At 41.7% G+C, this 18201-nt stretch carries 19 protein-coding genes; 7 read left to right on the forward strand and 12 right to left on the reverse strand.

What is annotated here, in order from left to right:
- Positions 1 to 5: 5 nt before the first annotated feature.
- From BUC30_RS08445 to BUC30_RS08460, 4 genes are all read left to right on the forward strand, one after another.
- The gene (locus BUC30_RS08445) at positions 6 to 608 is read left to right on the forward strand and encodes a dimethylsulfonioproprionate lyase family protein (protein WP_012820001.1); all 603 of its coding nucleotides are present in this window, start codon (positions 6 to 8) and stop codon (positions 606 to 608) included.
- Positions 609 to 731: 123 nt separating this feature from the next.
- Positions 732 to 1283: a DUF6803 family protein gene (locus tag BUC30_RS08450; RefSeq protein WP_012820002.1), complete on the forward strand. Its 552-nt coding sequence runs from the start codon at positions 732 to 734 to the stop codon at positions 1281 to 1283.
- Positions 1284 to 1402: 119 nt separating this feature from the next.
- On the forward strand, positions 1403 to 2392 hold the full coding sequence (bioB, locus tag BUC30_RS08455) for a biotin synthase BioB (protein ID WP_073424427.1): 990 nt from the start codon (positions 1403 to 1405) through the stop codon (positions 2390 to 2392).
- 19 nt (positions 2393 to 2411) lie between these two features.
- The gene (locus BUC30_RS08460) at positions 2412 to 3008 is read left to right on the forward strand and encodes a LysE family translocator (RefSeq protein WP_073424428.1); all 597 of its coding nucleotides are present in this window, start codon (positions 2412 to 2414) and stop codon (positions 3006 to 3008) included.
- Positions 3009 to 3198: 190 nt separating this feature from the next.
- On the opposite strand, the gene BUC30_RS08465 is transcribed toward BUC30_RS08460, so the two are convergent.
- The 12 genes from BUC30_RS08465 to BUC30_RS08520 all read right to left on the reverse strand — a co-directional run bounded on the left by BUC30_RS08465 (position 3199) and on the right by BUC30_RS08520 (position 15212).
- Positions 3199 to 4398, reverse strand: a complete 1200-nt coding sequence (locus tag BUC30_RS08465; RefSeq protein ID WP_073424429.1) for an NAD-dependent epimerase/dehydratase family protein — start codon at positions 4396 to 4398, stop codon at positions 3199 to 3201.
- An 8-nt stretch (positions 4399 to 4406) separates the two neighbouring features.
- Positions 4407 to 5123 (reverse strand): IspD/TarI family cytidylyltransferase, encoded by a 717-nt coding sequence (locus BUC30_RS08470; RefSeq protein WP_073424430.1) that lies wholly within the window; start codon positions 5121 to 5123, stop codon positions 4407 to 4409.
- Between the two features lie 5 nt (positions 5124 to 5128).
- Positions 5129 to 6337 carry a CDP-glycerol glycerophosphotransferase family protein gene (locus tag BUC30_RS08475; protein WP_170861521.1) on the reverse strand — a complete coding sequence of 403 codons (1209 nt, stop codon included), beginning with the start codon at positions 6335 to 6337 and terminating at the stop codon, positions 5129 to 5131.
- Between the two features lie 112 nt (positions 6338 to 6449).
- Complete coding sequence (locus BUC30_RS08480; RefSeq protein WP_073424432.1) at positions 6450 to 7487, reverse strand: glycosyltransferase family 2 protein; 1038 nt, start codon at positions 7485 to 7487, stop codon at positions 6450 to 6452.
- Positions 7472 to 8404 carry a glycosyltransferase family 2 protein gene (locus BUC30_RS08485; RefSeq protein WP_073424433.1) on the reverse strand — a complete coding sequence of 311 codons (933 nt, stop codon included), beginning with the start codon at positions 8402 to 8404 and terminating at the stop codon, positions 7472 to 7474. Before BUC30_RS08485 ends, BUC30_RS08480 begins: the two co-directional genes overlap by 16 nt.
- Positions 8377 to 9360, reverse strand: a complete 984-nt coding sequence (locus BUC30_RS08490) for a glycosyltransferase family 2 protein (protein ID WP_073424434.1) — start codon at positions 9358 to 9360, stop codon at positions 8377 to 8379. The genes BUC30_RS08485 and BUC30_RS08490 overlap by 28 nt, the downstream gene beginning before the upstream one ends.
- Complete coding sequence (locus BUC30_RS08495) at positions 9342 to 10283, reverse strand: glycosyltransferase family 2 protein (protein WP_073424435.1); 942 nt, start codon at positions 10281 to 10283, stop codon at positions 9342 to 9344. The genes BUC30_RS08490 and BUC30_RS08495 overlap by 19 nt, the downstream gene beginning before the upstream one ends.
- Before the next feature lie 13 nt (positions 10284 to 10296).
- A complete protein-coding gene (locus BUC30_RS08500; protein WP_073424436.1) occupies positions 10297 to 11271 on the reverse strand; it encodes a glycosyltransferase family 2 protein in 975 nt (324 codons plus the stop codon).
- The gene (locus tag BUC30_RS08505) at positions 11253 to 12188 is read right to left on the reverse strand and encodes a glycosyltransferase family 2 protein (RefSeq protein ID WP_083555674.1); all 936 of its coding nucleotides are present in this window, start codon (positions 12186 to 12188) and stop codon (positions 11253 to 11255) included. The genes BUC30_RS08500 and BUC30_RS08505 overlap by 19 nt, the downstream gene beginning before the upstream one ends.
- A 25-nt stretch (positions 12189 to 12213) precedes the next feature.
- The gene (locus BUC30_RS08510) at positions 12214 to 13026 is read right to left on the reverse strand and encodes a polysaccharide pyruvyl transferase family protein (protein WP_073424438.1); all 813 of its coding nucleotides are present in this window, start codon (positions 13024 to 13026) and stop codon (positions 12214 to 12216) included.
- 60 nt (positions 13027 to 13086) lie between these two features.
- Positions 13087 to 14355, reverse strand: a complete 1269-nt coding sequence (locus tag BUC30_RS08515; RefSeq protein ID WP_073424439.1) for an ABC transporter ATP-binding protein — start codon at positions 14353 to 14355, stop codon at positions 13087 to 13089.
- Positions 14352 to 15212, reverse strand: a complete 861-nt coding sequence (locus tag BUC30_RS08520) for an ABC transporter permease (RefSeq protein WP_073424706.1) — start codon at positions 15210 to 15212, stop codon at positions 14352 to 14354. Before BUC30_RS08520 ends, BUC30_RS08515 begins: the two co-directional genes overlap by 4 nt.
- 115 nt (positions 15213 to 15327) lie before the next feature.
- Between BUC30_RS08520 and BUC30_RS08525 the strand changes: the two genes are divergently transcribed.
- From BUC30_RS08525 to BUC30_RS08535, 3 genes are all read left to right on the forward strand, one after another.
- Positions 15328 to 16353, forward strand: a complete 1026-nt coding sequence (locus BUC30_RS08525) for a sulfate ABC transporter substrate-binding protein (RefSeq protein WP_073424440.1) — start codon at positions 15328 to 15330, stop codon at positions 16351 to 16353.
- A gap of 208 nt (positions 16354 to 16561) precedes the next feature.
- The gene (locus BUC30_RS08530; protein WP_073424441.1) at positions 16562 to 17791 is read left to right on the forward strand and encodes an O-acetylhomoserine aminocarboxypropyltransferase/cysteine synthase family protein; all 1230 of its coding nucleotides are present in this window, start codon (positions 16562 to 16564) and stop codon (positions 17789 to 17791) included.
- Positions 17792 to 17928: 137 nt separating this feature from the next.
- A complete protein-coding gene (locus tag BUC30_RS08535; RefSeq protein WP_012820007.1) occupies positions 17929 to 18177 on the forward strand; it encodes a sulfurtransferase TusA family protein in 249 nt (82 codons plus the stop codon).
- Positions 18178 to 18201: the final 24 nt, after the last annotated feature.

Consider the following 18201-nt stretch of genomic DNA (forward strand, 5'->3'; position numbering starts at 1 on the left):
GTTCCATGAAAAATGTTATTCAAAATTTAATTGAAGAATCCCAAAAGTTCCTTTTCAAGAGAGCCAAAATAGACGACAAAATCGGGCTCGAAGCCGCCAATTTTGCAGTCCGAGACATTCCAAAGCCAATTGGAAAATTTGAAAAAAGCGACTCGCCGCTAATCCGCTACATTGGAGAAGCCATCAAGCACGGGAACCCTGAAACAGCGGATTTGTTAAAAGCTTTGGAGCCCGCCCTCCCCTATTTGCCGTGGAAATACAATTACGAGCCGCGCCCCGACATGCCTGATTTGGCCGATCAAATGGGATGGGGAGAAATTCTCGGTCCAGAAGCGCCCTATCACGACGAGCATTTTTGTTTCGGTTTTACGCTCCTAGGCAAAAACACCTTTTACCCCTCCCACTTGCACCCCGCCACAGAACTGTACGTCATTTTGTCCGGACACGCCATCTGGACATTAGACGGGATCTCAAAAGTACGCAGTCCTGGTGAATTTGTACTGCACCCGTCCAATCACATTCACTCCATGCAAACCGAACACGAACCCATGCTCGCGCTCTACACGTGGAGCGGTAAAGACGTCAAAACGCTTTCAAAATATGTGTAAAAAAATTACACTTTTTCTTAGCGCTAGATATCAAAATTTTCAATAACACTTTTGATAATTTCTTTTTGTACATTGCTTTACGAGATGGAGAATAAGTCAAACCCATAACAAAAAGGATACAACATGTACTCTACTCACTATATGGATCTGCTGATGCAGAATTCTCCCTGGAACCTGATTCTCTTCATGGCAATCCCCGTCATTCTCGCAGAGACCATCGCCATCACGGAATTGTTCCTGCTCAAATCGCCAAATGCGCACCCGACACTCTCCAAAGTGAATCGCACCGCGGGGATTCTTGCAGGGTTCGCATTCTTTGGAATCATAATCTATTTCATTCCGAACGTCATTATACCGCTAGCATCTGCTGGTGAATTCAGAACATGGATTGACGTCGTAGCCATATTCTCTTATATCCTTGCGGGCATTCCGATGATATTGCTTGCACTTTTGAACTTGAAACTTTTATTCCGCAAAGTTGTTGAGCAGAAAAAAACGACATACGCTATTCTTCTACTCGCCGCATTTCTCGTGCTTTCTCACATTGCCATGATCTTCGGGATGGTTGACCCGGGAATTGCAGGCTACAAGCCCAAGGCGAAGGCAGTTTCCGAGGTTCAACCCCCTGCACACCACATGGATTCAATGCACGAAGGTCACCACTATCACCATTGAGCATTCAATTTCTTGAATAACGCCCCTACAAGCCATAGCTTTTTTGTATTAGCCAAGCATTAACTTGGCTTTTATATTTGTCACCAAAATTCAACAAGCTCAATGACGGTAGTTTAGGAATGACAATTACAGATTATTTGACAAAAGACTGGGACGAAAGCAAAACCCTTACTCGCGAAGAATGTTTGCAAATTTTAAATTTTCCGGATAATCAACTTGACTTGCTAATTGAAGCAGCATTCAAATTACGCACGAAATACAAAGGCAACCGTGTCAACATCCAGCTTTTGACGAATGTCCGTAGCGGCAACTGCACTCAAAATTGCGCCTATTGCGCCCAATCTCGCGATTCCCAAGCGCCCATTGAAAAATACAAAAGCGTTTCGGACGACAAGCTCTACGGCGATAATAATCTTGTTGATGAATTTCACCTGTCTCGGCATTGCATCGGGCTTTCGGGCATGGGTTTCACAGACAAAGAAATTGAAGAACTCGCCGAACGCATTGCGCACATGAAGAAATCGGGGACGCACATTTGTTGTTCCATCGGATTCTTGACCGAGCACCAAGCCCGCATTTTAAAGGCGGCAGGCCTTGACCGCATCAACCACAACCTGAATACGAGCCGCCGTTTTTACCCCGAAATTTGCAGCACCCACACATACGAGCGACGCATCCAAAACATTCGCATGTTGCAGAGCATCGGCTTTGAAATATGCTGCGGCGGAATCATAGGCATGGGCGAATCAAAAGAAGACGTGGTCGATATGCTTTTCGATTTGGTCGCCATCAATCCAGAATCCGTCCCCATAAACTTTTTGTTGCCGGTCAAAGGCACACGCCTCGCCAACCGCGACATTTCCGGGCTCACATTCGAATACGGCATCAAAATCCTTTGTCTGGCCCGTCTATTGCTCCCGAAGTCGGACATCCGCTGCGCCGCCGGTCGCGAAGTCTATTTCAAAGGACACGAAAAGGAACTCTTCAAAGTCGCCGATTCCATTTTCGCTTCGGGTTACCTCACCGAAGGCGGTCAAAGTTTGGAAGCTACATTCCGCCAAATTGAAAACGCAGGCTTCACGTGGGCTATAGAAAGCAAAGACGAATAATCATCGAACAGGTCGCTTAGTGTCATTAGAAGTAGCACTTTCTTTTTTACTATACGCATTCGTCTCGGGAATTACCCCGGGACCCGCGAACCTCTGTTCACTCTCAGTAGCGATGGGAAGCGGGAAAAGCGTCGCCATAAAGCAATGGTACGGACTTTTCACCGGATACACAATCGTCTCGCTAGCATCTGTTTTTATAGTTTATTTTATCAGTAGTGCTTTTGAAAATTTCATCCGGGTATTTGCTTTCGTTGGAGCAATTTACATTGCATATTTGGCAATCAGCCTTTTAATTCAAGCGTTCAAGCCACTCGAAGAAATCCGCAACAGCCGCACAACCGGCAGCTTCCGCACAGGTCTTTTCGTGCAACTCACGAACGTCAAAATCATGGTGTTCTGCCTCACGGCAATCACAACCTACATTCTCCCCTACCACCAAGATTTTCCGCACCTGCTGCTGTTCGGCATACTATTGCCGCTTACAGGCCCCATCTGCAATTTGGCGTGGCTTTTCACAGGCGTTCTACTGCAAGGGCTTTTCAAAAAGCACCACAGAATATTCTACACGCTTATGGGACTCTCGCTACTGTATTGCGCCATCGGGATTGTGAAGTGAGGAAAATTCTATACCGACACAACAATTCAAATTTGCTTTTTCCGAAAGAGCATTCAGTTCTCTGCCTGAAAATGGAAAATCTTCAGAATGCAAATTATACTTCATTTCGGATTCCCAAATGCTAACAGCACTATAATAAATCGAATGTATGCATCCAAACAAGAATATGAGTATCAACCAATATTCTCATTTATACCCCAAAAGCATCTGCAATTTCATCATCATGCAAATTGATATCATCAGGGTATTTCCACTTTCCCTTCGCAAGTCCTAGAATTGGGCGTCCCTTATTTTCCTTTTTTGCCGTAGAATCCTTGGATAAAGTCAAAATAATTTGTCTTTTAACAAAAAATAAAACAGACGCTAACACGCGACTGATTCCTTCACTAAGAGAAACCTGAGGTTTCCATCCAAGATGTTCTATGGCAGTCGTATCTAAAGCCGTGCGGCGATAGGCGCAGTAGCCTTTCTGTTCGCCTTTATTCATCACCACGCGAATAGCCTTATCACTTCTTGAACTGGCCAACATTTGAGCTAAATCCTTAACACTGATTGGCTCGGATTCATTCGCCAAATTATAGGCAGCACAAGCATTCCCCTTAAAAAGTACCGTAAACATACCCAAGACGGCATCAGTAACATAAAGGAATGCGCGAACAGCATCACCACTGCTTTTCAAAACAATATCCCTACCCGCCACAACATCGCCCAACAGGTCAGCCATCACTCTTCCATCATTTTCCAACTTCATCGTTGGACCATACGAGTGAGCTATACGAACGACGTTATAAGGGACACCATATTGCAGAAAATAGCTTCTCAGCAAAGTTTCTGCAGCACGTTTGCACTCAGGATAGCAAGACCTATCATCTAGAGGATCGAGCGATCCATAAGCATGCTCATCCAGCTGTTCGGAATCTTCGTTCTTTCCATAGACCTCACGTGTGGAGGCAAAGATGACTTTTGCGACTTTCGATTCACGAGCCCAATCAAGCACATTCATCGTCCCTAGCAAATTACACTTCATGATTCCAACAGGATCAGAATTGATGAAATGCGGGCTTGCATTCCCCGCCAAATGGAATACGTAGTCTACCCTTTCCTTATAAACTATAGGCTCACAAACATCCTGAATCAACAAATTGAAATAAGGCTTATCAAAATACGAGCCAAAATATTGCTCTGCACTCTGGCGATTCCGGCAAAGAGCTACTACAGAAACATTGATGCCCACATGCTCATGCAAATAAAGCAGCAGCCAAGTCACATACGAGGCCAACATACCTGTCGCCCCAGTAACAAGAACCGTTTTTCCGTCAAGTTCACACCAAGGCAACCTAGCCTCACACATCCCCTGCAAATCATTTATGACAATTTCGTCTTTCACCATACGCCTTTTTAAAGACCAAATACAGCTCCCTCTTCCCTCGCCTCTATAATAGATTTAAACATAAAAAAGTCAGCAGGCGTCGTAATCTTGATATTCTCGGCCGTTCCAAGAATCGTATGCAACTCATAACCATAATGTTTCATCATCGAAAAAGTATCTACGAAATCATGCAAGCCATCAGCCAAAGCCTTTTGGTGAGCCTCCAGCACATCTTTCAGTACAAAACATTGTGGAGCCCGAACCATCAGAACAGAGTCTCGCTCAGGTTCCTCCAGCGAGCCATCATTCTTCTTAATTACGATAGTCTCTGTCGTTGGCACACAAACAATGCTGTTACCTTTCTCCTTGGCAACTTCTATACATTCAAGAATCGTTTTCTCCATCGCTAAAGGACGCACACCGTCATGTATCAGCACCAATGAATCCTCAGGGAAATGCTGTTTGACGCACTGCAGTCCATTATAAATGGAATTCTGTCCTTTCTGGCCTCCAGGTACGACATCTATAACTTTAGTCAATCCATATTTTTCCACCTGACTACGCAGATAAGGGATCCAGTCTTCCAGACAGACCACCACAATGGCATCAACTTCCTGAATATGCTGAAACACCTCGATGGTATAAACCACGATAGATTTTCCACGATACTCAAAAAACTGCTTGGGGCGACTATGATTATAAAGTCTGTGTCCTTGCCCACCTGCAAATATTACTGCTATGTTCATATCGATTACGTTATTTGTATTGAATAATCATTTTGCCATTCTACGGTCTTGCCATCCAGAAAATCTGCCATTTTCTCTGCGATGTCCTTAGCCGAATGGCCAGTCTCGTTAAGTCCCATTCTCACAGCAAAGGCGTCCCACTTTTTCAGATAGCCATCCATGTCGAAAGCCTTCACATTTTGTACCATCTCGTCATTATTCTTGGCGTATGGAAACGGAAGTTCATCCATTTCGTAATACACGCCGCGTTCTTCATTCTTATACTGTTCGAAGTCTGTTGCGTATGCAAAGCAGGGAATCCGCCTCAAGGCAGCATCAAAAATACAGCTCGAATAGTCACTTACCATCACGTCCGTTGCCATCAGCAGACGTTGCATATCTTGATAGTCCGTTACATCGATCACATCAGGATACTTTTCCATACAGCCCTTGGCACACAGTCTCAAATCGGCATGGAACCGGACAAGCATCGTCCATTCTCCCCCGAACTTTTCTGTCAGCACTCGTTTCAACCGCGGCATATCCAAGTCATAGACTTTCATATCGATATACTGCCCCTCTTTGAATCGAAGTCGCCATGTCGGCGCATAGAGCAGCACCTTGTGGTTCATCGGAATACCAAGCTCCCTACGAGCCCGCGCACCATCCTCCGGATTATTCTGCACAAGAATATCGTTCTTCGGATAGCCGCATTTCCAGATAGGCCCATGAAACTTGAATGCCCTGCGATAGATAATCGAGATATGGTCAGAATTCGAGATATACACGTCAGCCAAAGATGTCCCTTTTAGGTATCTGCGGTCGTTCCTGATCTTAGCCAACGCACCAACACCATCCATCGCCACTTTCTTGATTCCTAGCCCACCATGCCAGGTTTCTATATACATCTGTCCCTTACGCTTAACAAAATAGTCAGGCAATGTACAATTATCAATCCAAATCTTTGCGGTCACATATTCATACAGCCATTTCCAACTGCGCCAATTTACGGACCTCATCCACGAAGGCAACTCGTAATTATAACGAGGCCTTCTCACCCAAACAACATCCATATCAGGCCGAAGCTTATGCAACTCCTCCATAATGAATTTTTGGTTGTCGTCATAGCGTTTACCCTCATAAACACTTACCAACACCTTGTTATTCTTTATAGGGAACATGCGTAGCAAATAGAAGAGAATCTGCACGCCCTTCGCCAACACAGGCCTGACCACAGGCTTTGCTATTTTCCACAACTTTGAATTCATTTGAAATGTTTACGTTATGTATTTGTAATACAATTATAACAAATAACTAAAATGCAATGCTCCAAAAATGGAAATAATGTTATTTTTTGAAAAAATCTTTACCCGCTGTTCCTTGTCGAGTCCATAATATAAGGTATATGCACCATCCCAGCCATTTTTTTAAGTCACGCAAAAACATAGATGGATGTTCCAGCCTCATCCAAACCTTCCGTAGATTCCACACAGTTTTAACAGCCCAAGGAGATGACACACTTAACAACCATCTGTCCATGGGCCTCCATACACCTGACTCATCCATATAGCGCTTTATATCTTTGACAAACGGATGGTGGGAGTCGCTGTGATATCGAACATCTTTCAGAGTCAGATTAAAGAACACCATTCGTTGTTTCATTTGCAACAATGGAAACCTATTTCCCCAAACTCCCATTACCATATTATCAGCTAAACCACATATCTTTTGACAATAGTCAAAGGTTAGAGAATTTATGTGCATAGTTGATAGGGGGTTGTATCTTCTATAATACATTGACTGTTTATATACTCTTATATCTTCCTTATTATCTATTGCGATTTGTAAATTCATTAAATAATCCTCTCCAAGGACATAGTAACGGGGAAACGCTAAAGTTCTTTCATTAAATAATGATTTGTGAAACAGGCGACCAAATGGTGCCACATAAATGTCCCTTGTATAAATCATTTTTAAATACTCATCTTTACTTATTATATCTGGAAGCTTTTGGATTAAATTGATGTTATGTGTATGTCCACTAAGAACAATGTTCGTTTTTTCAGATAGTTCAACCATATACTCTAATCCGTTATCCAAAAGTATATCATCAGAATCCACGAACATAATCCACTCACCATGAGATTCTTCTACACCCCGTCTTCTTGCTGCTGTAGTTCCAAGGTTATCTTGCTCAATGTATATCACATTGGGACGATTCTCATACTTCTTGCAAATATCACCAGAGCCATCTGTACTTCCATCATTCACAAGAATCAGCTCAATATTCTTGTATGATTGCGACAGAACAGACTGAACACATTCTTCAACGTATTCTGCCGTGTTATATACAGGGACTATTATACTGACTAACGAATTATCCATAACCAGAAAAAGTATATGTATAATAGCACTTGATATATGATAGAATGCCCTTTACGCAGGTCATTTAGTGCTTTCAATTTTGAAGGATATATTTCGTCAAGCTTATAAAAATAATATTTGAACAACCTTCGATCCTGTTTTAACATCCTCCATAGATAAGGCTTTAACCTACGTTCTCTATCATATTTATTTCGTATCAAAAATCTGTCAGCCATAAAAGCCACCTCCGCCCTTATCTCTAACTCTCTAGGCTTAGAACAAAAATCATCTGCTAATGAATTAGGGCGGGAAGTACTAACATAAAGGATTTCATTGATAACTTTAATGCTTTTAGCATAATAACCAGATTGCATAGAAAATATTATATCATTACCATACATTACTTCGTCAAATCGAATATTGTATTTGTTTATCAAATCCCTTTTCATCATTTTGCCCCATGGAACATCCAGCCTAACTCTTATATACCATTCATCACCATCCGAAAGATATTGATCAATTCTCCTATTTATATGAGGATCCCTAACTGTTTCTATATTAACATTATCAGAAAGAACCGACTTCTTTTTGAAGAAAATGATATCTGCTTCTGAATCAATATCGGATAATATCAAATCATACATATCTTCAACAAAAAAGTCATCTGCATCTGCAAACAGGAGCCATTTTCCTTTTGCATGATCTAAACCGATATTCCTGGCATAACCAGCCCCTCCATTTTTAGGTGCACGAATAAATTCGAGGAAAGGACGGGAAAGTTCTGGATATCTTTCCAAATATGTGTCTGCATCTAGGCTATCATCATCCACTACGATCACCTGAATGTCTTCAGACACAGGGATGGATTTCAGACAGCGCATCAGCAAGTCTGGAATATCGTAATGAGGAATTATGATACTAAACAGCGGCTTATCCATATTTTAAACGAATAAAAATACAATTTGATTTTGAATCTACAAGAACAACCTTTAGTGATGTCTTTGAGCGCGGCTATCTTTGATGTATAGATTTCGTCCAATCTTATGAAGTAGTACTTAAATAAATTCCTGTCCTGGCTTAACATCCTTTTTATGTAAGATACAATTTCTCTTCCTTGGCTCATATTGTGTTGAAATAAAAAAGAATCATATCTGAATGCAGCTCCTGCTCTAATTCTTAATTCATCAGGTTTTTTACAAAATTCATAAGTCGCTGAACCTTCATGATATGTCACGACATATAGAACAGTATCAATGGCTTCGATCTTCTTTGCTAAACAACCTACATGTACGGAAAAAAGAATGTCATTAGAATACTTGATTTCTTCAAAACAAATGTGATGATTCTCTACCAGACTTTTCTTAATCATTTTACCCCATGGTACATTATATCTGGTTCTTACTGGCACCTCATCACCCGTTTTGAGATAAATATCCATTATTTTATCAATATAGCCACTTCTGGATGATTTGCAGTTCAGATTATCAGAATAAACTGCCCGTTTCTGGAAATAGATAACATCGGCGTCAGATTCTACATGCGTATTAATAATATCATACATATTGCCCACAAAGAAGTCATCTGCATCTGCAAACAACAGCCATTTCCCTTTTGCATGATCTAATCCGATATTTCGGGCATATCCAGCCCCTCCATTCTTAGAAGCACGAATAAACTCTAAGTATGGACGAGACAGCTCTGGATATCTTTCCAAATAGGTATCTGCATCAGGGCTGTTATCATCCACTACAATCACCTGAATATCTTCAGATACAGGTATTGACTTCAGACAGCGCATCAGCAAGTCCGGAATATCGTAGTGAGGTATGATGATACTAAACGTAGGACACATAGATTTTATATTTGCCATAATACTTACAGGAGTCTTGTCCATACCAATAATGAATATAAATAGAATTTAATCTTGAATCTTCGGGGACTATTCTTGCAAATATCCCGTAATGCCGATAACTTTGACGGATAGATTTCTTCCAACTTGAAGAAGTAGTACTTGAACAACCTCCTGTCATGCGTTAACATCTTAACTAAAAAAAATTTCAATCGATGCTCTCTACAAAAATCATTTTGCAGCATAAATTTGTCCATCCGAAAGGCTGCCTCTGCTCTAAGTTTCAACTCATTGGGCTTTAAACAAAAATCTGACATCTGGGAATCAGGACGAGAAGTGACAACGTAAAGGACCCTATTAACAACCTGAATTGTCCTTGCGTAATAGCCTATCTGTAAAGAACAGTAAGCATCATCAGCATACATTACTTCGTCAAAACGGATGTCGTGTTTGACCATCACATCTCTTTTAACCATTTTACCCCATGGTACATACATTTGTGCTCTAATAGGCCACTCGTCACCGTCTATCAGGTATTGATTAATTATTTTGTTTACATGAGCATTCCGTTTTGCTTCTCTATTTATATCTGCTGAAAGAACCGAATTAGATTTAAAGTATATAACATCTGTTTCTGAATCAACGTATGAGCAGATGATATCATACATGTCTTCAACAAAGAAGTCATCCGAATCAGCAAACAATATCCATTTCCCTTTAGCATGGTCTAATCCTACATTCCTGGCATAGCCTGCACCTCCACCTTTTGTCGTTCTGATAAACTCCAGATAGGGGCGTGACAGTTCCGGATACCTCTCCAAGTAGGTGTCAGCATCTGCACTATTGTCGTCTACCACAATCACTTGAATGTCCTCAGATACAGGGATTGACTGTAAGCACCGCATTAGAAGATCCGGTATCTCTTTATGAGGAATGATAATACTAAATGTAGGATGCATTGTTTTCATGTTTGTTGAATATTCACAGAATCCTTGCCCATATCAGCAATGAATATATATACAACTTGATTTTAATAAACAGAGATGTACCTTTGCTAATATCAAGCAATGCCAATAGTTTTGATGGATATAATTCGTCTAATTTATAAAAGTAATATTTGAATAAAGAATGGTCTTTCTTCAACATTATCAATAAATATTTTCTCATAGACCTAACTCTACAGATATTATGCCTAATCAAGAATTTTTCTTCTCGGAAAAACACTTCTGCCCTTGTTTTCAATTCACCTGGCTTGGTGCAAAATTCTGCACTTAATGATTTGGGACGAAAAGTCACGACATATAGGGTTATATTTGCAACCTTGATGATTCCTGCATGATAACCAACAAGCATGGAAAAATATACATCAGCCGAATACACTACTTCGTCAAATCGGATATTGTATTTAACAACTAAATCCCTTTTTACCATCTTGGCCCATGGAACAAACAACTTAAATCTTACAGGCCATTCATCACCATCTTTCAAACACTGATCAATCTTTCTATTCATCCAAGAACATCGATTTGATTCTATGTTTATATTCTCCGAAAGAACCGCCTTGTTTTTGAAGTATATGACATCTGCTTCCGAATCAACGTATGAGCTGATGATGTCATGCATATCTTCAACAAAGAAGTCATCCGCATCGGCAAACAGCAGCCATTTGCCTTTAGCATGCTCCAGTCCTACATTCCTGGCATAGCCAGCTCCTCCGCCCTTAGTCGTTCTGACAAACTCCAGATAAGGGCGTGACAGCTCTGAGTATCTTTCCAAATAGGTGTCAGCACCCACACTGTTGTCATCCACCACAATCACCTGGATATCCTCAGATACAGGTATTGACCTCAAGCATCGCATCAGCAAATCCGGAATGCCTTTATGGGGTATGATGATACTATACGTTGGAGTCATCGTTTTAATATTTGCGACAATACTTACAGAATCCTTGTCCATACTAAAAATGAATATAAATAGAATTTAATCTTGAATCTTAGGGGTTTGTTCTTGCAAAAATCCCGCAGTGCCGATAACTTTGACGGATAAATCTCATCAAGTTTAAAGAAGTAGTATTTGAACAGTTTCCGGTCATTATTGAACATGAGTAACAAATATTTTTTCATGGACCTTTCCTTACACATTTGATGCTGATGCAAAAACAGATCAGAACGATAATGCACTTCTGACCTTATTCTTAACTCATTTGGTTTTGAACAATAATTAGCCACTAACGAATCGGGGCGGGAAGTCAAGACATAAAGGACTTTATTAACTACCTCAATAGTTTCAGCATGATATCCTACAAACAAAGAGAAAAACACATCATTTGAGTATCTTATTTCTTCAAAGCGGATGTTATATTTATTAATCAAATCTCTTTTGATCATCTTGCCCCATGTAGGACAATACATAAATTTTAAAGGCCATTCGTCACCATTCGCATAATAATTATCAACTATCCTATCAATATTAATATCCCTATCTGTTTTTTGGATAATATTTTCTGAAAGTACAGATTCTTTCTTGAAATAAATGACATCTGCTTCTGAGTCTGAATTTGAAGTAATGATATCATACATGTCTTCCACAAAGAAGTCATCGGCGTCAGCAAATAGCAACCATTCACCCTTTGCATGATCCAATCCTATATTGCGAGCATAGCCAGCGCCTCCGCCTTTTGTCGTTCTGATAAACTCCAAATAAGGACGCGACAGTTCTGGATATCTTTCCAAATACGTATCGGCATCTGGACTGTTGTCATCCACCACGATCACCTGTATATCTTCAGATACAGGTATTGATTTCAGACAGCGCATCAGCAAGTCTGGAATATCGTAATGAGGAATTATGATACTAAATAACATCTTACTCATTTATAGGTAGACTTATTTATATAGTTTATCTAGGGAAGACCGAAAAGATTTCATCTTTCTTCTTTTCAACAACAGAAGGCTCTATGCAATAATCATCTATAATAGACTGAATAGTTGGCCAAGTGGTTGTCGTCACATCTATAGGGTTGTCTTTCAATCCATATGATGAATAATAGTCGGCAAACTTAAATCCGTCACCCAACATTCTCTCTCCATAAGGATACAAGAGTATATGCTTATTGGGGATATGAAAACTATCTGCTACTATCAATCCATGCAAACTACTTGACAATATGGTTTCACATGATGCTATTTCCTTGACCACATCTATTGGCTTCTTTCCCAAATCAATGATTACTGAATCAGAATATTTTTTCTTCATTTCACCAACAAATGGCGAATCCTTTTCTTTGTAATGAGGAATAATTCCTAAACGATATTTCTTTGGCGGTTTTTCACCAATCCATCTGTCAACAAGCAATCCTCCATCACCTGTAGGTATATTAAGATCTTCTCCTAAAACTCTCTCAACTCTATTTTTAGAAAGATTTCCTCTCAATGATAAAAACTTAAGATTTCTAAATTGAACTATATTCTCTTCTTTAGTATTATAATCCATGAAACCAGTTCCCCAAATATAAAAAGGATCAATATTGAATAATTTTATTATTACTTGTTTTATTTGTCTTTTAAAATTGACTGAATACAGCGCACGAAGTCGAAGTGCAGATGATAAAGAACTGCCAATGGCAAATATATTACTTTCTTTTTTACTTACTCTTTGAACTTTAATTTGAAATAAAGACTCAAGCATGTCTTTATTAAGCAAATCACCCATGTTTGGTATTTGAGGATAGTAAATTCTATATTCCATCACTAATGTCTATCAAATTATTAATTATACTGATTCCAGGCCCCAAAAACCATCCCTTGAAAGGTTGATTGGGTGCGCAAATTGGTCATAAAAACCTTCAACACGGATGGTCTGGCAATTGGGCGCTTTAAAAAACACCTGACAATTGGGTTCGTATAAAGCCATGTCTATGGTATAAGCGCCATCAGCCATGTATTTGGGAAGACGAATGTGGCGCTCAATGGCAAATTCACTAGGTGGAATATCGTTAAGATGCCCTTTATAACGACCTTCCATATAACATGCCATTGGAGTTCCATCCAACTTTTTTATGACCAACTTGATGTCACACCTCATGGGTTCACTGGTATTACCCTTGACAAGCACATCAAATACTTCCTGACCATGGTTGAGGGATGTGAAGTTATATGGCGTGTTGTTTATCTGGATTTCGCTAATTTTCAAGAAACTCTTGCATTCTTGGATGCAATCGGTCATCAGTTTCTGTTCCTCCGCTTGAGAGGTAGATGATTCCATATAATGATTGACGGCTTCATCGACTGTGCCGATGAAAGCCGTCATGCCATCGCGAAGGACGACACCCTTCTGACAGAGACTACGGACTGCAGCCATATTATGACTTACAAAAAGAACAGTCCTTCCTTGCCCTTTCGACACATCCTGCATCTTGCCGATAGCTTTCTTCTGAAATTCGGCATCGCCTACGGCCAGTACCTCATCAACTACCAGAATCTCTGGCTCCAAATGAGCGGCAACAGCAAACCCTAAGCGCACCTTCATACCCGACGAATAGCGCTTGACGGGGGTGTCGATATAACGCTCGCAACCAGAGAAATCAACGATTTCGTCGAGTTTGCGGGTAATCTCTGCCTTGGTCATGCCCATGATGGCACCATTCATATAGATGTTCTCACGACCTGTCATCTCTGGGTGGAAGCCTGTACCTACTTCAAGCAGTGAGGCAATACGACCGCAGACGTTAATCTCGCCAACGGTTGGAGCAGTCACACGAGAGAGTAATTTCAGCAAGGTACTCTTACCTGCGCCATTCTTGCCAATGATGCCTACTACATCGCCTTGCTCCACACTGAAATTGATATCCTTCAGCGCCCATACAAAATCGCTGTCGCCCTTCGTGGAACGTATGTTGGTATCGCCAATCTTCAGGAAGGGATCTTCCTTGCCCAAGACATTCATGGCCCACCAACGACTCAAGTCATTTTTGAAGGTACCTGTGGATACCAGCCCCAAGCGATATTGCTTGCCTACATGATTAAACTCAATAGCCTTCATACAGTATCCATAAAATTACGTTGTACCTTATTAAATATAACGACGCTGAATAGCAGCAGTACACTCATAAACAAGAAACTATAGCCTAAGGCGAACCATGAGAAATAGCCCTGTCCCAACGTGGCATACTTGAAAGCCTCGATAATGGAGGTCATCGGGTTGGCCATAATCAGTGTGCGTAGGGGCCCTTCTTCCACCATGCTGAGTGGATAGACAATAGGCGTAGCATACATCCAGAGTTGGACGATAAAGGTGAAGAGAATCGTGAAGTCGCGATACTTCGTGGTAAGCGAGGAGATCAGAATTCCAAAGCCAAGACCAAGGCCAGCCAGCATCATGACCAAGAGGGGAGTAAGCAGAATAGTCCAATTAGGGGCAATCGGAGCACCCTTCACAAAGAAATAGAGATAGAGCACCACAAAGAGTCCTACCTGAATGACAAATCGCAACAGATTGGATATCACCACAGCGATGGGCACCACCAAACGGGGAAAATAGACCTTGCCGAACATATTCTGGTTGGCTACGAAAGTGTTTGACGACTGGTTCAGACAGTTAGAGAAATAGAACCAGCAGATGTTGCCAGCCATATAAAACAAGGCCTGGGGCATCCCGTCGGTACTCATCTTAGCAATATTTCCAAACACCACCATATTCATGATAACGGTCAAAATGGGTTGTATCAGATACCAAAGCGGCCCCAGTATGGTCTGCTTATACTGCACCACGATATTGCGCCTGACGAACAGTTCTATCAGGTCGCGGTAATGCCAGATTTCCTTGAAATCAATATGCCACAGTTTTTCATGTGGCTTAATTTTCATTGTCCAGTATTGTTTTTGCTCTGTTTCAGACATAATTGGATTACAATAAAAATAAGAAAATAATACACATTTTGTTACCATGCGCAAGAAAAACAAACATATTGGGAATAAAATATTACTATCATTCTCAATAAGAAGGAATTTCACTATGAATCTGCATTTTTTCAAGACGGTTTTTGCGGTGGCGCTGGTGGTGGGCGCGGGTTGTTTTTTCGGTTGCAGTTCGGAAAAGGCTCCCGAGATTGAGAACAACACGCTTGTCAACGTGTCTTACGACCCGACGCGTGAATTCTATTCCAATTACAATCATATTTTTATGAAGCATTGGAAAGAGGCGACCGGCAAGGATGTGAAGATCACGCAGTTTCATGGCGGTTCGGGCAAGCAGGCGCTTGAGGTGGTGAACGGGCTTGAAGCGGATGTGGTCACGCTCGCGCTGGAATACGACGTGGACATTGTCCGTGACGCAGGGCTTATTGAAAACGGCTGGGTCAAGGAATTCCCGCGCAACAGCGCTCCTTACACTTCGACGATTGTGTTTCTCGTGCGCAAGGGGAATCCCAAGAAAATCAAGGACTGGAACGATCTCGTCAAGGACGGCATCGGCATCATCACGCCAGATCCCAAAACTTCGGGCGGTGCGCGCTGGAATTATCTCGCGGCTTGGGCTTATGCAGAAAAGCAGTTCAACGGCGACGAAGCGCAAATCAAGGGATTCATGAAGAAGCTATACCAGAATGTTCTTGACCTCGCTTCGGGGGCGCGCGGTTCTACAAATACGTTCATTGAAGAGCGCAAGGGCGATGTGTTGCTATCTTGGGAAAACGAGGCGTTCCTTTCGCTCAAGGACTATCCTAAGGATTACGAAATCGTGATGCCGAGTGTGAGCATTTTAGCAGAGCCATCTGTCGCGATTGTAGACAAGATTGTAGACAAGCGCAACACACGTAAACTTGCGACGGAATACCTGAATTATCTATACTCTGACGAAGCGCAGCATGTTGCGGCAAAGCATCATTACCGTCCGACAAACAAGGCGATTCTTGACGAGTACAAAGAATTCGATCAGAATGTCAATCTGATTACGATTGAGCATTTTGGCGGTTGGGAAAATGCACAGAAGACGCACTTTTCCGAGTATGGGATTTTCGACCAGATTTACGAGAAAAATTAAGCATTTCAAAGCGCAAATAAAGTAACAAAATCCTAGTTATAGAAGCACCTCGTTCAATAGCTGAGCGAGTTTTTTTTATAGCAACCAAAAACCTCTTTCCTATAGAAAATACCTATTAAAAGCCATATAAAATTAGTATTGGACAATTACGCTTTTGCGTTCTATATTTACCCACAAAATTTATAGGATTATGTACGGAGAATGTTGAATGGATTTTAATACGACTTTATTGCATCATAATTTTGAAAGTGAACGAAGTACCGGCTCTACGCTTACCCCTATTTATCAAGTCAGTGCATTTTCGCAAGAATCCGCAGAGAAACTCGAAGCTGTTTTTAACAATAGGGCTCCGGGTTTTGCATATACGCGCATTGGAAACCCCACGACAGATTCTTTCGAAAGGCGCATTGCATCTCTTGAAAAGGGCATTGGCGCCATAGCCTGCTCGTCGGGCATGGCTGCCGTGACAATGTCGCTCTTGAACATTTTGCAGTCCGGCGACGAAGTTATTGCAAGTACAGCGCTGTTTGGCGGCACGATCGACTTGTTCCACGATTTGGAAGCATTCGGCATTAAAACCCGTTACGTCACAGAAGTTACCGCTGAGAGCGTTCGTTCGCAATTGAGCGATAAGACCAAGGCAGTTTTTACAGAACTTATCGGCAACCCGAAACTCAATGTCGTTGATATTCAAAGCGTTGCAGATGTCGCACACGAAGCAGGCGTCCCGCTGATTGTCGACAGCACGACGGCAACTCCTTACCTTGTTCATCCTTTTGACTTTGGCGCAGATATCGTTGTCCACTCCTCTTCCAAGTACATCAACGGAAACGGCAGTGCCATCAGCGGCATCATCGTCGATAGCGGAAAATTCAAGTGGGATTACACCAAATACAAGGGCTTGGAAGAATACAAGCGCTTTAGCAAGTTTGCGTACCTCGCGAAGCTCCGCAACGGCGTCTGGCGCAATATTGGTTGTTGTCTCGCACCCGCTACCGCATTCCTGAACTCGCTCGGGCTTGAAACTCTCGGACTCCGCATGGAACGCCTTTGCGATAACGCACTGCAGCTCGCTGAATTTTTGCAGGGTTTCGAAATCATCAAGGTCAACTACCCCGCATTGAAGGGCAATCCCTATTACGATCTCGTTCAAAAGCAGTTTAACGGCAAGGGCGGCGCCATCATTTCCATTGATACAGGCACAAAAGAAAAAGCATTCAAGCTCATCAACAGCTTGAAATACGCTACAATCGCCACGAACATTGGAGACTTGCGCACACTCGTCATCCACCCGGATAGCACGATTTTCACGCACAGTACCAAACTGCAAAAAGAAAACGCAGGCGTATTCGAAGGTTCCATCCGCATCAGCGTAGGCATCGAAGATATTGCCGACCTCAAGGAAGATTTCGAACAAGCTATAAAGCAAATTTCGTAGCTATTAACCAATGACCATTGACTAATAACTAACGACCATATAGAAAATTTCAATAACTCAGCATAAAAATTAAGTATTGGACAAGTTAAAAAACGCGTTCTATATTTAGCATCAAAATTAAAGTACGGAGATAAAAAATGTCAGAAGAAATTAAAGTAGACGATACCGTCGACGTCACCGACGTCAAATGCCCCACTACATTTGTCAAGGCTAAAGTCGCTATCGAAGAACTTGACGAAGGTCAGATTCTCGCGATCCGCCTGAACGACGGCGAACCGGTGCAGAATGTGCCGCGCAGCCTCAAGGAAGAAGGTCACGAAATCCTCAAGCTCAACGACAACCAGGACGGAACCTTTACGCTCTTTGTGAAAAAAGTCGGGGACTAACCCCAAAAGGCGATCCCGGAATAA

The sequence above is a fragment of the Fibrobacter sp. UWB7 genome (genome assembly GCF_900142945.1).
Lineage (GTDB): Bacteria > Fibrobacterota > Fibrobacteria > Fibrobacterales > Fibrobacteraceae > Fibrobacter.

Coding starts and splice junctions, on each gene's coding strand:
- BUC30_RS08445 (WP_012820001.1), top strand. CDS start 6: ATGAAAAATGTTATTCAAAATTTAATTGAAGAATCCCAAAAGTTCCTT.
- BUC30_RS08450 (WP_012820002.1), top strand. CDS start 732: ATGTACTCTACTCACTATATGGATCTGCTGATGCAGAATTCTCCCTGG.
- bioB (WP_073424427.1), top strand. CDS start 1,403: ATGACAATTACAGATTATTTGACAAAAGACTGGGACGAAAGCAAAACC.
- BUC30_RS08465 (WP_073424429.1), bottom strand. CDS start 4,398: ATGGTGAAAGACGAAATTGTCATAAATGATTTGCAGGGGATGTGTGAG.
- BUC30_RS08470 (WP_073424430.1), bottom strand. CDS start 5,123: ATGAACATAGCAGTAATATTTGCAGGTGGGCAAGGACACAGACTTTAT.
- BUC30_RS08480 (WP_073424432.1), bottom strand. CDS start 7,487: ATGGATAATTCGTTAGTCAGTATAATAGTCCCTGTATATAACACGGCA.
- BUC30_RS08485 (WP_073424433.1), bottom strand. CDS start 8,404: ATGGATAAGCCGCTGTTTAGTATCATAATTCCTCATTACGATATTCCA.
- BUC30_RS08490 (WP_073424434.1), bottom strand. CDS start 9,360: ATGGACAAGACTCCTGTAAGTATTATGGCAAATATAAAATCTATGTGT.
- BUC30_RS08495 (WP_073424435.1), bottom strand. CDS start 10,283: ATGAAAACAATGCATCCTACATTTAGTATTATCATTCCTCATAAAGAG.
- BUC30_RS08500 (WP_073424436.1), bottom strand. CDS start 11,271: ATGGACAAGGATTCTGTAAGTATTGTCGCAAATATTAAAACGATGACT.
- BUC30_RS08505 (WP_083555674.1), bottom strand. CDS start 12,188: ATGAGTAAGATGTTATTTAGTATCATAATTCCTCATTACGATATTCCA.
- BUC30_RS08510 (WP_073424438.1), bottom strand. CDS start 13,026: ATGGGTGATTTGCTTAATAAAGACATGCTTGAGTCTTTATTTCAAATT.
- BUC30_RS08515 (WP_073424439.1), bottom strand. CDS start 14,355: ATGAAGGCTATTGAGTTTAATCATGTAGGCAAGCAATATCGCTTGGGG.
- BUC30_RS08520 (WP_073424706.1), bottom strand. CDS start 15,212: ATGTCTGAAACAGAGCAAAAACAATACTGGACAATGAAAATTAAGCCA.
- BUC30_RS08525 (WP_073424440.1), top strand. CDS start 15,328: ATGAATCTGCATTTTTTCAAGACGGTTTTTGCGGTGGCGCTGGTGGTG.
- BUC30_RS08530 (WP_073424441.1), top strand. CDS start 16,562: ATGGATTTTAATACGACTTTATTGCATCATAATTTTGAAAGTGAACGA.
- BUC30_RS08535 (WP_012820007.1), top strand. CDS start 17,929: ATGTCAGAAGAAATTAAAGTAGACGATACCGTCGACGTCACCGACGTC.